The organism is Amycolatopsis saalfeldensis (assembly GCF_900110575.1).
GTDB lineage: Bacteria > Actinomycetota > Actinomycetes > Mycobacteriales > Pseudonocardiaceae > Amycolatopsis > Amycolatopsis saalfeldensis.
In genome coordinates, this window is record NZ_FOEF01000016.1 from 80,242 (window position 1) to 98,236 (window position 17,995).

The 17,995-nt window shown below is 71.4% G+C and carries 14 protein-coding genes; 9 read left to right on the forward strand and 5 right to left on the reverse strand.

The window, feature by feature from the left end; all coding sequences use genetic code 11:
- Window position 1: 1 nt before the first annotated feature.
- The 7 genes from gcvT to BMY97_RS30485 all read left to right on the forward strand — a co-directional run bounded on the left by gcvT (window position 2) and on the right by BMY97_RS30485 (window position 8,062).
- Entirely contained in the window at window positions 2-1,093 is a 1,092-nt protein-coding gene (gene gcvT / locus BMY97_RS30455; RefSeq protein WP_091623364.1) for a glycine cleavage system aminomethyltransferase GcvT, read from the forward strand.
- A 12-nt stretch (window positions 1,094-1,105) separates the two neighbouring features.
- Window positions 1,106-1,483 carry a glycine cleavage system protein GcvH gene (gene gcvH, locus BMY97_RS30460; protein ID WP_091623366.1) on the forward strand — a complete coding sequence of 126 codons (378 nt, stop codon included), beginning with the start codon at window positions 1,106-1,108 and terminating at the stop codon, window positions 1,481-1,483.
- The gene (gene glyA / locus BMY97_RS30465; RefSeq protein WP_091623369.1) at window positions 1,483-2,757 is read left to right on the forward strand and encodes a serine hydroxymethyltransferase; all 1,275 of its coding nucleotides are present in this window, start codon (window positions 1,483-1,485) and stop codon (window positions 2,755-2,757) included. Before gcvH ends, glyA begins: the two co-directional genes overlap by 1 nt.
- On the forward strand, window positions 2,754-3,755 hold the full coding sequence (gene lipA / locus BMY97_RS30470; RefSeq protein WP_091623372.1) for a lipoyl synthase: 1,002 nt from the start codon (window positions 2,754-2,756) through the stop codon (window positions 3,753-3,755). Before glyA ends, lipA begins: the two co-directional genes overlap by 4 nt.
- 12 nt (window positions 3,756-3,767) lie before the next feature.
- Entirely contained in the window at window positions 3,768-5,141 is a 1,374-nt protein-coding gene (locus BMY97_RS30475; RefSeq protein WP_091623375.1) for an L-serine ammonia-lyase, read from the forward strand.
- Between the two features lie 184 nt (window positions 5,142-5,325).
- Entirely contained in the window at window positions 5,326-6,048 is a 723-nt protein-coding gene (locus BMY97_RS30480; protein WP_177231614.1) for a FadR/GntR family transcriptional regulator, read from the forward strand.
- Between the two features lie 124 nt (window positions 6,049-6,172).
- Window positions 6,173-8,062: a transglycosylase domain-containing protein gene (locus BMY97_RS30485; RefSeq protein WP_091623377.1), complete on the forward strand. Its 1,890-nt coding sequence runs from the start codon at window positions 6,173-6,175 to the stop codon at window positions 8,060-8,062.
- A 32-nt stretch (window positions 8,063-8,094) separates the two neighbouring features.
- Here BMY97_RS30485 and BMY97_RS30490 read toward each other — a convergent pair whose 3' ends face one another.
- Both BMY97_RS30490 and BMY97_RS30495 read right to left on the reverse strand, forming a co-directional pair.
- On the reverse strand, window positions 8,095-8,751 hold the full coding sequence (locus tag BMY97_RS30490) for an O-methyltransferase (RefSeq protein WP_091623380.1): 657 nt from the start codon (window positions 8,749-8,751) through the stop codon (window positions 8,095-8,097).
- Window positions 8,752-8,799: 48 nt separating this feature from the next.
- Window positions 8,800-9,627: an ABC transporter ATP-binding protein gene (locus BMY97_RS30495; protein ID WP_091623383.1), complete on the reverse strand. Its 828-nt coding sequence runs from the start codon at window positions 9,625-9,627 to the stop codon at window positions 8,800-8,802.
- 119 nt (window positions 9,628-9,746) lie between these two features.
- Between BMY97_RS30495 and BMY97_RS30500 the strand changes: the two genes are divergently transcribed.
- Complete coding sequence (locus BMY97_RS30500) at window positions 9,747-11,084, forward strand: aminotransferase-like domain-containing protein (protein ID WP_177231615.1); 1,338 nt, start codon at window positions 9,747-9,749, stop codon at window positions 11,082-11,084.
- Window positions 11,085-11,125: 41 nt separating this feature from the next.
- On the opposite strand, the gene BMY97_RS30505 is transcribed toward BMY97_RS30500, so the two are convergent.
- From BMY97_RS30505 to BMY97_RS30515, 3 genes are all read right to left on the reverse strand, one after another.
- The gene (locus tag BMY97_RS30505; RefSeq protein WP_091623388.1) at window positions 11,126-12,904 is read right to left on the reverse strand and encodes a hypothetical protein; all 1,779 of its coding nucleotides are present in this window, start codon (window positions 12,902-12,904) and stop codon (window positions 11,126-11,128) included.
- A gap of 234 nt (window positions 12,905-13,138) precedes the next feature.
- On the reverse strand, window positions 13,139-15,097 hold the full coding sequence (locus BMY97_RS30510; protein WP_091623391.1) for an SDR family oxidoreductase: 1,959 nt from the start codon (window positions 15,095-15,097) through the stop codon (window positions 13,139-13,141).
- Window positions 15,098-15,160: 63 nt separating this feature from the next.
- A complete protein-coding gene (locus BMY97_RS30515; RefSeq protein ID WP_091623393.1) occupies window positions 15,161-15,364 on the reverse strand; it encodes a hypothetical protein in 204 nt (67 codons plus the stop codon).
- A 227-nt stretch (window positions 15,365-15,591) separates the two neighbouring features.
- On the opposite strand from BMY97_RS30515, the gene BMY97_RS30520 reads away from it, so the two are divergent.
- Window positions 15,592-17,925: a GH92 family glycosyl hydrolase gene (locus BMY97_RS30520; protein ID WP_091623395.1), complete on the forward strand. Its 2,334-nt coding sequence runs from the start codon at window positions 15,592-15,594 to the stop codon at window positions 17,923-17,925.
- The last annotated feature ends 70 nt before the right edge of the window (window positions 17,926-17,995 follow it).

A 17,995-nucleotide genomic window follows, 5' to 3' on the forward strand; every position in this document is an offset into this window, starting at 1 on the left:
CGTGTCGAAAGAGACGTCCCTGCACGGGGTCCACAAGGGACTCGGCGCACTGTTCACCGACTTCGCGGGCTGGTCGATGCCCGTGCGCTACGCCAGCGAGCTGGCCGAGCACAAGGCGGTCCGCGAGGCGGCGGGCCTGTTCGACCTGTCGCACATGGCCGAGATCCACGTCCGCGGCACGCAGGCCGCGGACGTGCTCGACTTCGCACTGGTCGGCAACCTCTCCGGGGTCAAGCCGGGCCGGGCGCGGTACACGATGATCTGCGACGCCGACGGCGGGGTGCTGGACGACCTGGTCGTCTACCGGCTCGCCGACGAGGAGTACCTGGTGGTCGCGAACGCCGGCAACGCCGACGTGGTCGCGGCGGCGCTGGCCGAGCGCGTGGCCGGGTTCGACGCCGTGGTGGACAACCGTTCCGCCGAGACCGCGCTGCTCGCCGTCCAGGGCCCGAAGGCCGTGGAGATCCTCGGCGCGGTGACGGACGCGGACCTCGGCGCGCTGAAGTACTACGCCAGCGTCCCGGCCGTGGTGAAGGGGCACAACGTGCTCCTGGCCCGCACCGGCTACACCGGCGAAGACGGCTTCGAGCTGTACGTGCCGGCTGAAGAGGCGCCGTCGGTGTGGCGGATCCTGACCGAGGCGGGGGAGCCGCACGGGTTGGTCCCGGCCGGGCTGGCCTGCCGCGACACCCTGCGCCTCGAAGCCGGAATGCCGTTGTACGGCAACGAACTCAGCCTCCAGCTGAGCCCGTTCGAGGCCGGTCTCGGGCGCGTGGTGAAGTTCGAGAAGCCGGGTGACTTCGTCGGCCGCGCCGCGTTGGAGGAGCTGGCCAAGGCGGACGTCCCGCGCGTGCGCGTCGGACTGCGTGGCGCCGGGCGACGCGCGCCGCGCCACGGCTACCGGTTGCTTTCCGGCGAGACCGAAATCGGCGAGGTGACCAGTGGCGCGCTGTCGCCGACGCTGGGGTACCCGATCGCCATGGCGTACGTCGATCGGGCGTACACCGAGCCCGGCACGAAGCTTTCCGTCGACATCAGGGGCAGGATCGAGCCCGTCGAGGTCGTCGCCCTGCCCTTCTACTCCCGAGCCTGAGAGCGAAGAACCGTGAGCATTCCCCAGAACCTGTCCTACACCAAGGAACACGAGTGGCTGTCGGTCACCGACGGCGTGGCCACCGTGGGCATCACCGCCTTCGCGGCGGAGTCGCTCGGCGACATCGTGTTCGTGCAGCTGCCCGCGGCGGGCGCCACGATCACCGCGGGCGAGGTGTTCGGCGAGGTCGAGTCGACCAAATCGGTCAGCGAGTTGTACTCGCCGGTGAGCGGCGAGGTCGTCGAGGTGAACGAGACCACATCGGACACCCCCGAGGTGATCAACTCCGACCCCTACACCGAAGGATGGCTCCTGAAGGTGCGGCTGACCGGGGACACCCCCGAGCTGCTCGACGCCGCCGCCTACGCCGCGCTCACCCAGGAGGACTGATGACGACTTTCGACGCCCCGCTGTCCGTTGTGGACCCGGAGGTCGCCGCCGCCGTCGCGGCCGAGCTGGACCGCCAGCAGTCCACGCTGGAGATGATCGCGTCCGAGAACTTCGCGCCGCTGGGCGTGCTCGAGGCGCAGGGCTCGGTGCTGACCAACAAGTACGCCGAGGGTTACCCGGGCCGCCGGTACTACGGCGGTTGCGAGCACGTCGACGTCGTCGAGCAGCTGGCGATCGACCGGGCGAAGGCGCTGTTCGGCGCCGAGCACGCGAACGTGCAGCCCCACTCGGGCGCGCAGGCCAACGCGGCGGCCATGGTCTCCGTGCTGAAGCCGGGCGACACGATCCTCGGGCTCGACCTCGCGCACGGCGGGCACCTGACGCACGGGATGAAGATCAACTTCTCCGGCAAGCTGTACAACGTGGTCGCCTACCACGTCGACAAGGAGACCGGGATCGTCGACCTGGCCGAGATCGAGCGGCTGGCCGTCGAGCACCGGCCGAAGCTGATCATCGCCGGCTGGTCGGCCTACCCGCGTCAGCTGGACTTCGCCGAATTCCGGCGAATCGCGGACCTGGTCGAGGCGAAGCTGATGGTGGACATGGCGCACTTCGCCGGCCTGGTGGCCGCGGGGCTGCACCCGTCGCCGGTGCCGCACGCCGACATCGTCACCACCACCACGCACAAGACCCTCGGCGGCCCGCGCGGCGGCCTGATCCTGTGCCGCGAGGAGCTGGCGAAGAAGGTCAACTCGGCGGTGTTCCCCGGCCAGCAGGGCGGGCCGCTGGAGCACGTGATCGCGGCGAAGGCCGTGGCGCTGAAGATCGCCGCGACCGACGAGTTCCGCGAGCGGCAGGAGCGGACCCTGGCCGGTTCGCGGATCCTGGCCGACCGGCTGTCGCGTTCGGACTGTGCCGAGGCCGGCGTTCGGGTGCTCACCGGCGGCACCGACGTGCACCTGGTGCTGGTCGACCTGGTCAACTCGGAGCTGAACGGGCAGGAGGCCGAGGACCGGCTGCACTCGGTGGGCATCACGGTCAACCGCAACGCGGTGCCGTTCGACCCGCGCCCGCCGATGGTCACCTCCGGCCTGCGCATCGGCACCCCGGCGCTGGCCACCCGCGGCTTCGGCGCCGAAGACTTCACCGAGGTCGCCGACGTCATCGCCGAGGCGCTCAAACCCGACTTCGACGAGTCCGTGCGGCAGACGCTGAGCGCCCGCGTCGAACTGCTGGCCAAGAAGCACCCGCTGTACGCGGACCTGGCCCGATGACCGCGGCGCCCGAGGGGCGGAAGTTGTTGCGGCTGGAGGTCCGTAACAGTGAGACGCCGATTGAGAAGAAGCCGTCGTGGATCAAGACTCGGGTGCGGATGGGTCCTGAGTTCACGGAGTTGAAGGGCCTGGTCCGCAGGGAAGGTCTCCACACCGTTTGCGAGGAGGCGGGGTGTCCCAACATTTACGAATGCTGGGAAGACCGGGAAGCCACCTTCTTGATCGGTGGTGACCAATGCACCCGCCGATGTGACTTCTGCCAGATCGACACCGGCAAGCCGTCCGCGTTGGATCGCACCGAGCCCCGCAAGGTGGCAGAGTCGGTGCAGGCGATGGGGTTGCGCTACTCCACAGTGACCGGTGTCGCCCGTGACGACCTCGATGACGGTGGCGCCTGGCTGTATGCCGAGACTGTCCGCCAGATCCACGAACTCAACCCCGGCACGGGTGTCGAGCTGCTGATCCCGGACTTCAATGCCGACCCCGCGCAACTGGCGGAGGTGTTCGGTTCGCGTCCGGAGGTGTTGGCGCACAACGTGGAGACGGTGCCGCGGATCTTCAAGCGGATCCGTCCCGGGTTCCGTTACGCACGGTCGTTGGAGGTCATCACCCGGGCTCGTGAGGCGGGGTTGGTGACGAAGTCGAACCTGATCCTCGGGATGGGTGAGACCCCGGACGAGGTCACTGCGGCGATGCGGGATCTGGTCGACGCGGGGTGCGAGATCTTGACGATCACGCAGTATCTGCGGCCGTCCCCGCGGCATCACCCGGTGGACCGGTGGGTGAAGCCGGAGGAGTTCGTGGAGCACTCCCAGGCGGCGGAGTCGTTGGGGTTCGCCGGTGTGATGGCGGGTCCCCTGGTCCGCTCGTCCTACCGCGCCGGACGCCTGTACGCGCAGACGAAGGCCCACCGCGGCGAAACCCTCCCGGACCACCTCTCCCACCTCGCAGAGCAGGGTCCGGCCGCACAAGAGGCCAGCTCCCTGCTCACCAGATAAGGGGCACGATCAATGGCGATCAGCGTCTTCGACTTGTTTTCCGTCGGCATCGGGCCGTCCAGCTCGCACACCGTCGGCCCGATGCGCGCGGCCCGGACCTTTGTGGACGGTCTCGCCGAAGAAGGCACCCTGGGCAGCGTGGCCCGGGTGCAGGCGGAGCTGTTCGGTTCGCTCGGCGCGACCGGCTTCGGCCACGGCAGCGACAAAGCCGTGCTGCTCGGGCTGTCCGGTGAACGGCCGGAAGAGATCAACACCGACACGGTGCCGGCGAAGGTGGCCGCGATCCGCGAGTCCGGCCGGCTGCTCGTGCGCGGTGAGCACGAGGTCGTGTTCGTCGAGGACACCGATCTGACCATGCACCGGCGCAAGTCGCTGCCGGCGCACCCCAACGGGATGGTGTTCCGCGCCTTCGACGCCGAGGGCGGGCTGCTGCGCGAGCGCACGTACTACTCGGTCGGGGGCGGCTTCGTCCGGGACGAGTCCTACGAGACGGACGCGGTGTTCGTCGAGGACTCGACTCCGGTGCCGTACCCGTTCCGCACCGGCGCGGACCTGCTGAAGCACTGCGCGGACACGGGTCTGCCGGCCAGCGAGATCATGATGCGCAACGAGCTGTCCTGGCGTTCCCGCGAAGAGGTGCGCTCCGGGCTGCTGGCGATCTGGGCCGTGATGGCCGAGTGCGTCGAGAACGGCTGCGCCCACGAGGGTGTGCTGCCTGGCGGGCTGAAGGTGCCGCGTCGGGCGAAAGCGTTGCACGACAAGCTGATCGCCGAGGACGGCGTGGGCGATCCGCTGTATGCGATGGACTGGGTCAGCCTGTACGCGCTGGCCGTGAACGAGGAAAACGCTGCCGGTGGCCGCGTGGTGACCGCGCCGACCAACGGCGCCGCCGGCATCATCCCCGCCGTGCTGCACTACTACCAGCGTTTCATCCGCGGTTCGTCGGACGACGGCATCGTGACGTTCCTGCTCGCCGCGGGCGCGATCGGCTCGATCCTCAAGCAGACCGGTTCGATCTCGGGCGCCGAGGTCGGCTGCCAGGGTGAGGTCGGCTCGGCCTCGGCCATGGCGGCGGCCGCGCTGACCGAGGTGCTGGGCGGCTCGCCGGCGCAGGTGGAGAACGCCGCCGAGATCGGCGTCGAGCACCACCTGGGCCTGACCTGCGACCCGGTCGGCGGCCTGGTGCAGATCCCGTGCATCGAGCGCAACGCGGTCGGCGCCTCCAAGGCGATCCACGCCGCCCGCATGGCCATGCGCGGCGACGGCAGCCACGTGGTCACCCTGGACAAGGCGATCAAGACCATGCGCGAGACCGGCGCGGACATGAGCGTGAAGTACAAGGAGACCGCGCGCGGCGGCTTGGCCGTCAACGTGATCGAGTGCTGATTTCCTGGTCCTGAACGGGTTTCAGTGGGCCGCAGCTCGGCTGCTCGATTTCGGGGACGGCTGTGCGGTGACCGGTGGCCGTGGCCGGGCCGTCCCGCAGGTCGAGCCGCCGGATCCGCTGGGGATGGGCCACGTCGCGCAGCGTGAGCGTGGGCGCCTCGCCCGTCCGGCCTAGACTCGGGGCGTGGAGTCGTCGTCGGTGGTGAGCGCGGGGGAGGCATTGTTCCGGCCCGTGCGCGCCGGCAACGCCTTCGAGGAGACCGTGGAGCGGCTGCTCCAGTCCATTCGGCTCGGGGTGGTCGGCGCGGGGGAGCGGCTGCCGTCCGAGCGGGAGCTGGCCGAGCGGCTCGGGGTCAGCCGGGTGACGTTGCGGGAGGCGATCCGTGCGCTGGCCGACGCCGGGTACGTCGAGTCGCGGCGGGGGCGTTACGGCGGCACGTTCGTCAACCAGAGCCTGCCGGAACCCGCCGAGGGCACCGCCGGGGACGTGGACGCCGCGGCGTTCGAGGACGCGCTCTGCCTGCGTCACGTGCTGGAGACCGGGGCCGCCGAGGCCGCCGCCGCGCGCACGCTCAGCCCGGCCGACCGCCGTCACCTCACCGGCACGCTCGGCGAGGCCGCGACCGCCGGGCTGGCCGACTACCGGCGCAAGGACTCCCGGCTGCACCTGGCGATCGCCGAGGTCACCGCGTCCGGCTCGCTGACCACCGCGATGGCCGACGCCCGCATGCGCGTGAACCAGCTGCTCGACCGGATCCCGCTGCTGGAGCCCAACCTGGAGCACTCGAACGCCCAGCACGCGGCGATCGTCGACGCGATACTGGCGGGCGACCCGGTGGCCGCGCGCCAGGCGATGGCCGAGCACATCGAGGGCACCGCGTCACTGCTGCGCGCCTTCCTCGCGTGAATTTTTCACCGACCCCGCAGAACCTTTTCCCCCGGCCACACGTCGTCCATTCGTGGAACCAGAGACGGATGGTGCTACCGAAAGTGATCCGACCGACCGCGAGGACCGCGCTGACGATTCCCGCGTGCTCCGTCGCCGCAGGTGGCGCAAGGTCCGCCGGATCGCTTACTGCGTTTTCGGGGCCGGCGTCGGGCTGCCGCTTATCGCGTTCTGGATCGCTTACCTGCTGCTGGACGTCCGCAGCCCGCAGGACGTGCTCGCCTCACTGGACAAAACGGTGGTCCTGAAGTACTCCGACGGCAGCGAGCTGCTCAAGGTCCCGCCGGCCGAAGGCGATCGCCTGTTCGTGCCGTATGCGAAGGTCCCGGAGAAGCTGCGCGACGCGATCATCGCGACCGAGGACCCGACGTTCTGGGACAACGCCGGCTTCGACCCCACCGGCATCGGCCGCGCGTTCCTCACCGGCGTCGGCGGCGGCTCCGGCATCACGCAGCAGTACATCAAGAAGTCCACCGGCGACGACGACGCGACGATCGGGCGCAAGCTCGAGGAGCTGGTGCTGGCCACGAAGATCACCCAGCAGCAGAGCAAGGAGCAGATCTTCGAGAGCTACGTCAACATCATCTCGTTCGGCCGCGGCACGTTCGGCCCGGCCGCGGCGATGAACGCGTACTTCGGGCGGAACCTCGACGACAGCATGACCTGGAGCGAAGCCGCTTTCCTGGCCGGGATGATCCAGTCGCCCTCGGTGCACGACCCCGCGGTGTCGGGCGACGCGCACGCGGCCAAGCGCTGGGACTACGTGCGCGACAAGGTCGTGGAGCGTGGTTACGTCAAGGGTGCGGACGCCGCGGCTATGGCGTACCCGGGCGCGGAGATCCAAGCGCCTTCCGAGACGCGCGCGAGCCGGCTGACCTACGACGAGTACCACGTCAAACAGCAGGTGCTCGCCGAGCTGGAGCAGGACGGGTTCCCGCTTTCCCGGCTGCAGCAAGGAAACCTGACCGTGCAGACGACGCTGGACCGTGGGGCGCAGGCCGCCGCGCGCTCGTCGCTGGCCGACCGGCTGAAGGGCGAGCCCAAGGAGTTCCGTGGCGGTCTGGTGTCCGTCGACCCGTCGACCGGCGCGGTGCGCGCGTACGACGGGGGCGACAACGGCGTCCGCGACTACGCGGGTTCGGAGCACGCGGCGGGCTCCGCGTTTTACCCGTTCACCCTCGCCGCCGGGCTGCGTCAGGGAATCTCGCCCGACCAGCCGGTGGCGGCGCCGGAGCGGGTCAGCTTCCTCGGCGAGGAGTTCGTCTACCCCCAACGCTGTGCCAAGCCCTGCACGCTGCGCAGCGCCATGGCCTCGGGCGCGGACACCCCGTTCATCGGGCTGGCCGGAAAAGTCGGGCCCGACGCACTGAGCGCGACGGCGCGTGACGCCGGGATCCCGGCGACCATCGACGGCGCACCGACGCTTCGGGAAAAGGACGGTTACCTGATCGGCTCGGGCATCGCCGTCGGCCGGTACCCGTTGCGGCCAATGGACTTGGCCGGCGCGTACGCGAGCTTCGCCGACGGCGGCCTGCGCACCACCCCGCACCTGGTGGAGAAGGTCCTCGACCAGGACGGCGAAGTCGTGTGGCAGCACGACAACACGGCCAAGCCCGCCTTCGACGCCGACCCGGACGTGAGCAAGCGCATCGCCGACGGCGTGACCGGCGTGCTCCAGACCGCCCTGCCCGACGGCCGCCCCGCCGCGCTGCGCACGGGCGAGTTCCAGCACGGCGACTCCACCGACAACCAAGACGGCTGGGCGATCGGCTACACCCCGCAGCTCGCCACGGCCGTGTGGATCGGCTCCGACGACGACCGCCGCCTGTTCGACGCCAAGGGCGCGAAACTGGTCGGCGCGACCGTGCCCGCGGACGTCTGGCGGGCCTTCATGACCCAGGCGCACAAGTCGCTGCCGGTCCGCTGGAACTCGGCGACCGGCAAACCCGTCGAGCGGCGGCTCCCCGGCTCCTGAGGCGTGGTGAGTGGCCGGCCACCCACCGGTCCTCAGCGGACGCGGGCGAGCACGAAGCCGTCGTAACCCTTGCTGCCGACGGTTTGCACGGCCGTGGCGTCGAGCCGGTCGTCGCCCTGCATCGCCTCGAGCATCCCCCGCACGCCGCAGACGGCGGCGTCGGAGCCGGATTCCTCGAGCACGGCGCAGCCACGCACGACGTTGTCCACCACGATCGTCGTGCCGGGCCGCGAGAGTTCCAGCGCGGCGGCGAGGTACCCGGGCAGGTTGACCTTGTCGGCGTCGATGAAGACGAAGTCGAACGGCCCGGTCAGCCCCGGCAGCGTCTCGAGCGCGGGGCCGACGCGGATGTCCACCACGTCCTCGCCGAAGCCCGCCCGGTCGAGGTTCGCGCGCGCGACCTTCGCGTGCCTCGGCTCGTACTCGCAGGTCACGAGCTTGCCGCCGGGCGCGAGCGCGCGGGCCAGCCAGATCGTGCTGTACCCGCCGAGCGTGCCGATCTCGAGGATCGACCGCGCGCCGGCCGTCGCGGCCAGCAGGTGAAGCAGTTTGCCCTGGTTGGGCGCGACGGCGATGGACGGCAGCCCGGCCGCCGCCGAGTCGGCCAGCGCGGCGTCGAGCACCGGGTCGGCGGGGATCAGCGCGTCGGACAGGTAGTTGTCGACTTCGGTCCAGAGTTCGCGGTTCATGGCACCTCCGTGGCCAATCTAGGGCAACCCGGCGACCTGCGGAGAACCTCATTCACCGCGGCGCGTGGCCTTCGGGATCACCAGCGGGGTGCCGGTTTCCGGGCAGGGCATCACGCGGCAGGGGAGTTCGAAGATCTTCTCGACGTTTTCCTCCGTGACGACCTCGGCCGGGGTGCCGGTGGCCAGCACCTGGCCGTCGCGCATCGCGATCATGTGCGTGGCGTAGCGGGCGGCGTGGTTGAGGTCGTGCAGCACGGCCACGAGCGTGCGGCCCTGCTCGGCGTGCAGCTGCGCGCACAGGTCGAGGATGTCCATCTGGTGCGCGATGTCCAGGTACGTCGTGGGCTCGTCGAGCAGCAGCAGGTCGGTCTGCTGCGCCAGCGCCATCGCCATCCAGACGCGCTGGCGCTGGCCGCCGGACAGCTCGTCCACCAGCCGCTCGGCCAGGTCGTCGACCCCGGTGGCGCGCATGGACTCCGCGACCACGGCGGCGTCGTCACGGGACCACTGGCGCAGCAGGCGCTGGTGCGGGTACCGGCCGCGCGCGACGAGGTCGGCCACCGTGATGCCGTCCGGTGCGACCGAGCTCTGCGGCAGCAGCCCCAGCCGGCGCGCGACCTCCTTCGCGCCGTAGCTGGAGATCACCTCGCCGTCGAGGTACACCGATCCCTGGCGCGGCTTGAGCATGCGCGCCAGCGCCCGCAGAAGGGTGGTCTTGCCGCAGGCGTTCGGGCCGACGATGACCGTGAACGACTTGTCGGGGATGACCACGCCGAGCTGCTCGGCGACGGTGCGCCCGTCGTAGGCGAGGGTCAGTGCCTCGGCGTGCAGGCGCGGCTCGGCACGGGGCGGCGCTTCGGCGATCGTCTGTTCCACAAAGGCTAGGCTAACCTAGTGACCCTCGTTCGGGGAGTTCCGTGGGTCGCATTCGCCCACCGTGACGGCCCGGTGCCATCATGCGAGCGGAAAATCCGCCGGCGCGAGCGAAGGTGACGATGGACGACTACCGAGTCGTCGCGGACGAACTCGCCGCTGAAATCGAGGCCGGGCGCCTGCGTCCCGGCGACCGTCTGCCGCCGCAGCGCCGCTTCGCGCGTGACCGCGGGATCGCCGGCTCCACCGCGGCCCGCGTGTACAGCGAGCTGACCCGTCGCGGGCTGGCCGTCGGCGAGGTCGGCAGAGGGACTTTCGTGCGCGCCGCCCGTCCGGCGCCCGAGCCCGCGCTGGCCGAGCCGGGCGACGCGAGGGTCGACCTGGAACTCAACTTCGCCGTGCTGCCAAGCCAATCCGCGAAGCTTGCGTACGCGCTGGAGCCGCTGCTTCGCGCCGACGTCTTCACAGATGCGCTGTACCCGGCGGGCGCGGCGGGCACGAAAGCCGTTCGCGAAGCCGCCGCGGGACTGCTCGCGCGCGGCGGCTGGACGCCTGACCCGGGCTCGGTGCTGATCACCGGCAACGGGCGGCAAGGCATCGCGGCGGCGGTCTCGGCGTTCGTGCCGACGGGGGAGCGGCTGGCGGTCGAGGCGCTGACGTACCCCGTGGTCAAGGCGATGGCGACACGGCTGGGCGTCGAGCTGGTGCCGATCGCGACCGACGCCGACGGCCTGGTCCCCGCCGCGCTCGCGGCCGCCCACGCGGCGGCGCCGGTGCGCGCGCTGTACGTCCAGCCGACGCTGCACAACCCGCTCGGCCCGACCATGTCCGCGGCCCGGCGCGCCGAGCTGGCGGACACCGTGCGGCGGCTCGATCTGCCGGTGATCGAGGACGGCATCTACACCTTCCTGCGCCCGGACACCGAGCCGCTCGCCGCGCTGGCGCCGGAGCGGACGGTGTTCGTCGACAGCCTGTCCAAGCGCGTCGCCCCGGGGCTCACGGCGGGTTTTCTGGCGACGCCCGCGCAGTGGACTTCGCGGCTCGCCGCGGCGGTGCGCTCCGGCGGCTGGGCCGCGTCGCGCTTCGCCATGGAGGCGGCGACGCGCTGGATCGCCGGCGGCGTGCTGGCCGAGGTCGAAGACGCGAAGCGCGCTGACGCCGCGAAGCGCGCGAAGATCGTCGACGAGCGGCTCGCCGGCTTCCGCGTGCTCGGCGACCCGGCCGCTTACCACCGTTGGTGGGAGCTGCCGGAACAGTGGCGGGCGGAGACGTTCGTGGCGGCGGCCGCGCGCCGGGGCATCGCGCTCTCGCCCGCGGCCGCTTTCGCCGTGCTGCCGGGACACGCGCCGAACGCCGTGCGGTTCGCCGTTTCCGCGCCACCGGAGGAGACCCTGGCCGCTGCGCTGGACGCACTGGCCGGGCTGGCGGCCGGATCGCCGGAGGACACCCTCGTCGAATAAAGCTCGTGAGTGTTCAGGACGGTTCTAACCGGCGTGAACACTCACGAGGACCACTTGCCGACGAAACTGCCGCACACCACCGGCCGCCCGGTGAGTTTCGCGCGGATCGCGTTCTCCAGCCCGGTGTAGTCGACGTTCGGGGTGTCCGGGGGCACCGACGCGGGCACCGGGCCGCCGTCGGCGAGGGTTTCGTTCGACACCGTTTCGAAGATCACCAGGTAGTCGCCCTCGCGGTTCAGGCGGTCGGCCGTGGCGAGCATGCGCTCGGGCGCGTCGCCGACGATCTCGGCCGGCAGCGGCCACTCCAGCGGGAACGGGTTGCGCAGGCCGAAAGCGGGGTAGGCGAACGGGTTGTCCGGCAGCACTGCCACCCGGCCGGCCGGGTAGCGGTTCAGGCAGTCGCGGATCTGGGCGACGTAGGCGAACGTGGCGGGGTTCGTGCGGATGCCCGCCATGGCCGGGCTGACCGTGCCGAGGTCGGCGGTGAGCTTGTCGTGCGAGAGGTCGTGGTAGGCCGCTTCGTCGTGGTGCGCGACGACCATCCAGCCGCACAGCGCGACGATGGTGAGGCCGGCCGTTGCCGTCACCCACGGGCGGGCGAAGCGGCGCCGTACCAGCGCGCGTTCCGGCAGGATCCCGGCGACCAGCAGCAACGCGGTGAGCGCGAGGGAGCCGGTGAGCAGCGTCGGGGTGTCGTTGCCCCAGGAGAGGCTGGTCATGAAGCCGGTCGCGAGCACCAGCAGCCCGGCCCACGGCAGCCGCTTGCACACGGTCGCGTGCACCACCACGGCCATCGCGAGGATCCACCACAGCACGTCGGCCCAGCGCGACGAGCCCGTGAACCGGCCGTCCACCATGGTCCAGACCACTGCGGCCGCGCCGCCCAGCGCGAGCAGCCACGAGGCCGCGCGCCCGGCCACGCCGAGCCGGTCGCCGGTGAGGCGCACCAGCACCAGGACAACGGCGATCGCGGCGAAGAAGGTCAGCTCGCGCACCGGCGGGAGCATCAGCGCCCCGGGGTCGTCCAGCCACAGGCCGAGCAGGCGCTCGCCGTACACGGGGATGCCGCCGGTCAGCTGGGCGACCATCTCGCCGAAGCCGCCGCCGGCCGTCACCCAGGCGAGGTAACCGATGCCGAACGCGCCGAGCGCCAGGACGTCGGGGACCAGGCGGCGCCTGCGGTCCGGGTAGCTGAGCGTCCAGGCCAGGCCGATCAGGGCGGCGGGCACGAAGCTCTGCTTCATGAACACGGCCGAACCGAGCAGCACGAGCCCGCCGAGCCGGGGCAGCGCCCTGCCGCTGCGCAGGCCGGCGTCCAGTGCCCAGGCGCCGCACGCGGTGAGCGTGATGCCGTCGACGGTGTGCCAGGCCATGAGCGGGAACCCGTTGAGGTTGATCAGCGCGGTGGCGGCGACCAGCGCCGTGCGCCCGGCTCCCCACGTGCGCACCGGCCGCCGCATGACCAGCGCGGCGAACGCGATCGTGGCGAAGATGATCTCGACCATCGCGAAGACGCTGGAGGAGAAGAACAACGGTCCCGGCAGCGCGAAGTCGGCCACGTGCAGGATCGCCGACCCGAGCGGCCGCGCGGAGATGATGTCGGCGTGCGGGACCTCGCCCTGCAGCACCCGCCAGGCCTGCGCCAGGATGAACCCCTGGTCGGTCGGGTGGAACCCGAACCGCCCGACGCGCAGCTCGGTCACGAACGCGAGCCCCGCCACCCACGCGGCGTGCACGGCCCACCGCACCACCACCGCCCGCCGCGGCCGCCCGGGACCCCCCGCGGCGACCGACGGCAGCGCCGGACTGGCGACGTCCACGCTGGCCTCTTCCTTCCCGTTCCGCACTGTCTCCCCGCCCCGGCCGGGTCGGACAGCGATGGTAACGGCCGCGCCCGCGCCCGATCGGGCGCACCTTGCCCGCCGTTGCGCGGGACTGGGACAAGCCTGTCCCGGCCGGGATGGCGCGCGGAATCCGGGACGCCGGAGGCCGGGTCGGTTTCCGGCGAGGACGTGAAGGCGGCGTACGCGGATCGGGTGGGACCCGCCCCGAGGTCAGGCCCGCCGCCGCCAGAGGAGCCGCGTCAGGGTTCGGGCCACTGAGGCCACCGCGGGCTCACGGGGGAGGTGCTTGGCCTCCGGCGCGGATTCCGGCATCACCCGATAGGCCAGGTGGACCACGAAACGCGTCAGGTTCGGGGCGGCCAGGGTGGCCAGTTCGGCGGCGCGGCCCTCCGGCAGGCTCAAGATCTGCGGCCGCTCCTCCAGTGCCTTGACCACCAGCGCCGCCGCGCGTTCGGGGGAGCTGGAGGGCAGGCCGCGGTAGCCGGAGGGGGCGATCATGGGCGTGCGGACCAAGGGCATGCGGACGGAGCTGAAGGTGATGCCGTCCGTCAGGGTCTCGCGGCCGGCCGCCTGGCCGAACTCCTCCAGCGCCGCCTTCGACGCCAGGTAAGCCGAGAACCGCGGGGTGTCGGTCTGCAACCCCATCGTGGTCACGTTCACCACGTGGCCGAAACCCCGCTCCGCCATGGACGGCAGCAGGCCCAGCGTCAGCCGCACGGGGCCGAAGTAGTTGACGGCCATCGTGCGCTCGTAGTCGTGGAACCGCTCCGTCGAAAGCTGCACCGAGCGGCGGATCGAGCGGCCCGCGTTGTTCGCCAGCATGTCGACGGCGCCGTGGTCGGCGAGGACGTGCTTCACCAGCGCGTCCACGGCGTCACCATCGGTCAGGTCGCACGGGTACGCCGCGGCCTGCCCGCCCGCGGCCGTGATCTCCGCGCGCACCTCCTCCAGCTCGTCCGCGCGCCGCGCCACGAGAAGGACTTTCGCGCCGCGACGCGCGACGGCGAGTGCCGAAGAGCGGCCGATGCCCGAAGACGCCCCAGTGATCAGCACAACGCGTCCGTCGAGACCCGGCTTACGAGCGCGGTCGGGGTCGAGGTTCGCGCGCCAGTAGCGGTACAACGGGCCGGCGTAGTCCCGTAGCTCGGCCAGCGTGACGCCGCTGCCGTACAGCTCCGAAGTCGTCCGCGCGGTGTCGAACTCGACGGCCATGCTCAGGTGCGGCAGGACTTCCAGCGGGATGCCCAGCTCGCTCAACACGGCGGCGCGCGTGGCGCGTCCACCGGGAATCAGGTCGACGCCCGCGGCCAGGCGCGACGCGACCGCGCGCAGCGGGCCCGACGGCAGCGTCGCCACGATCCGGGGCCCGCCCGCGGCCCGCGCGAACGCGTTGTAGACCTCGCCCAGCTTCTGCGGCCGCGGCGACGCGAGGTGGTACGTGCTGCCCGAAGCCGCTTCGCGGTGCATCAGGTACTCCATCGCCTCCACGACGTAGTCCACCGGCACCAGGTTCGTCGCGCCCAGCTCCGGCGCGGGCATCGGCAGCCGCTGCGGCAGCGCGGCGAGGCGCGAGATGGCGGGGAGGAAGTAGTACGGGCCGTCGATCTTGTCCATCTCGCCGGTGCGCGAATCGCCGACCACGGCGCTGGGCCGGTAAACGCGGAAGGGCACCTCGCGCTGCGCGCGGACCAGCTTCTCGGCCTCGAACTTCGTTGCGTGATAAGGCGAACTGAACGTCTGGCCGAGGTCGAAGTCGGTCTCGGCGAAGCGGCCGGCGTGGTTGCCGGCCACGGCGATCGACGACACGTGGTGCAGCAGTCCCGCTCGCGCGGCGGCGGCGAAGGCGAGCACGTTGCGGGTGCCGTCGACGTTCGCGGCGCGGTTGGCCTCGTCGCTCGCGGTCAGGTCGTAGACGGCGCCGAGGTGGACCACGTGGTCGAGGCCGCCGAACGCCGCCGGGTCGAGGCCCAGCAACGGCTCGGTGAGGTCGCCGACGGCGGGCGCCAGCTTCTCGGCGCCCGCCCAGCCGCGCGCCAGTCCGGCCAGGCGGTCGCGGGAGGTGTTCCGGACGAGGACGTGCACGGCGGTGGTGTCCTGCCGCCGCAGCAGCCGGGCGACCAGGCGCTTCCCCAGGAAGCCCGTCGCGCCCGTCACGAAGTAGGTCGTCATGGCCGCACCTTCCGTCGGTAGTCTGCGGCGACTCTACCTACTCGCGAGTAGGAACGGTAGTTGTCACTCGGGATGCTGCGCGACGACCACCACGGCGTCACGCAGGGCGGCCCGCAGCCGGCCGACGTCCAGCGGTCCCAGCACGGCCGCCTCGCCCGGTGGTGCCACGAGCACGATCTTGTCGTCGCTGCTCACGAACACCGTCACGTCCCTCCGCCTGCCCGCCAGATCCCGGCAACCGACCGACCACTCGTCCCGACCCGACACGGTCCTCGCCCTCCGATTCACCTTCGTGTGGCGCTTGTGCGGGGGTGTGACCGCGGCTTCCGGAGCTGCTTACGCCGGTTCACCCGAATTGCCTACCGGCGAGTTTTCCCGGACAGCGGCGGGACAGAAAAACCCACACATCCGACGTCTGGGTTGACCATCGCCAGCGGGCTCGCGTTAGGTGTGGATGGACCACGGCCCAGCGGCGTTCCCGGAGGACAACGGTTATGGACACTCCCGACGGCACTGGAACTTTCCTTTCCCGGCGCGGTTTCCTGGCTGTGACCGGCGGGGTGCTCGCGTCGGCGGCCCTGCCCGCCACGGCGTCGGCAGCCTCGGCGGCGACTGCGGCCACGGGGGCGGCGCCGGTCGCCGGAGGTATGGCACCGGTGGATCTGATCGACCCATTCATCGGAGCGGTGACCACCTCCGCCGACACCGCGTGCGGGAAGACGTATCCCGGCGCCGTGAAGCCGTTCGGCCTGGTGCAGCTGAGCCCGGACACGGTCTCCGGCGGCGACAACGGCAGCGGCTACTCGGCCGAGATGACCACGATCGAGGGATTCAGCTTCCTGCACATGTCGGGCGTCGGCTGTTACGGCGACCTCGGCAACCTCCAGGTGCTGCCCCAGACCGGCCCGCTCGTGCTGGGCCGGGACGAGGCGAAAAGCCCGTACCGCAAGGAAACCGAGGCCGCCCATGCCGGCTATTACACCGTGGAGCTGGATCGGTACCGCGTCCGCGCGGAGCTGACCGCGGCGACGCGGGCGGGCCAGTTGCGCTTCACCTTCCACGACGCCGGCACCGGCCGGGTCAAGGTCGACCTCACGCGCCGGATCGGCGGCGACGGCTCGCACTCCATCGCGCAGTCCGTGCGCCAGGTCGACGCCACCACGGTCGAAGGCTGGATGCGCTGCGACCACACCGGCGGCGGCTGGATCTGCGGCGCGCAGAGCCCGGCGTACACGGTGTACTTCTCGCTGCGCTTCGAGCGGCCGGTCACGGTTTTCGGCACCTGGGACGGCGCCGACGTCCGCACCGATGTCACCGAGCGGACGGGCACGCAGCTCGGCTTCTACGCCGAGTTCCCGGTCGCGGCGGGCGAGCAGGTCGGGGTGAAGGCGGGCGTCTCGTTCGTCGACGTCGACGGCGCGCGGGCGAACCTGCGCCACGACCTGCCGGGCTGGGACTTCCGCGCCGCCGCGGCCGGCGCGCGGACCGCGTGGGCGGAGACGATCGGCAAGGTGTCGGCCGAGGGCGGCACGGCCGAGCAGCGGCAGATCTTCGAAACCGCGCTCTACCACTCGATGACGGACCCGCGCGTGTTCGGCGACGTCGACGGCCGGTACCGCATCGGCGACAACCCGCCGGCCCGCGACGCGTTCACGCACCGGACGCTGTTCAGCGGCTGGGACGTGTTCCGCGCGCAGTTCCCGCTGCTGACGATCGTCGACCCCGGCTCGGTCGAGGACACGATCAGCTCGCTCGTCGGGCTCACCGACGCCGGGCTGGTGCGCGGGCTCGCGCGCTGGGAGCTGCTGGGCAAGGACACCGACACGATGCTCGGCGACGCCGCCGTGAACGTGATCGCGGAGGCCTACCTCAAAGGGATCCGCGGCTTCGACGTCGAGAAGGCGTATCAGTTCTGTCGAGAGGTGGCGCTCGGCCCGGCGGCGCGCTCCAACCGTACGGACTTCGCGAACTGGACGTCGCTCGGTTACTCCGTCACGTACAGCCTGTCGGCGACACTCGAGAACGCCTACAGCGATTACGCCCTCGCACGCTTCGCCGAGGCACTCGGCAAGAAGGACGACGCGGCCGCGCTTTACCGGACAGCGCAGAACTACCGGAACCTGTTCAACGCCGACGCCGGCTGGTTCCGCGGCCGTAATGCCGACGGCTCGTGGATGGGCCCCGCGGACGGCTGCATCGAGAGCAATCCCGAGCAGCAGGGCTGGTTCGTGCCGCAGGACGTCCAGGGGCTGATCGACCTCGCGGGCGGGCGGCAGGCGTTCGCGGACCGGCTGAACGGGATCTTCGAGCGCACACCGCCCGAGCTGATGATGAAGTGGAACGAGGACTACAACCACAGCAACGAGCCCGTGCAGCAGATGCCGTTCATGTTCACCTACGCGGGCGCGCCGTGGCTCACGCAGAAGTGGTCGCGTTACGTCTGCCGGTACGCCTACGGCCTCGGCCCGAACGGACTGGCCGGCAATGACGACGCCGGGCAGATGTCGGCCTGGTACGTGCTCGCGGCCGCGGGCTTCTACCCCGTTTCGCCGGCCAGCGGCGTGTACATCCTGGGCAGCCCGGTATTCGACCGCGTGCGCTTCGCCACCGGCCGCGGCACGACGTTCACCGTGCGAGCCGACGGCAACTCCGAGGAGAACGTGTACGTGCGCTCGGCGCGGCTGAACGGCCGTTCGCTGCGGCGGGCGTGGCTGACCCACGAGGAGATCGTCCGCGGCGGCGAGCTGCGGCTGACCATGGGCTCGACGCCGGACACCGCGTGGGGCGCCGATCCGCGGCAGGCGCCGCCGTCACTGACCCGGGCCTGACCTCGTCCGACGGGATGTGGCGGGCGGGCATCGGGAGTAGCGTCCGGGCGGCAGGTCGCGGTCGGCGTTG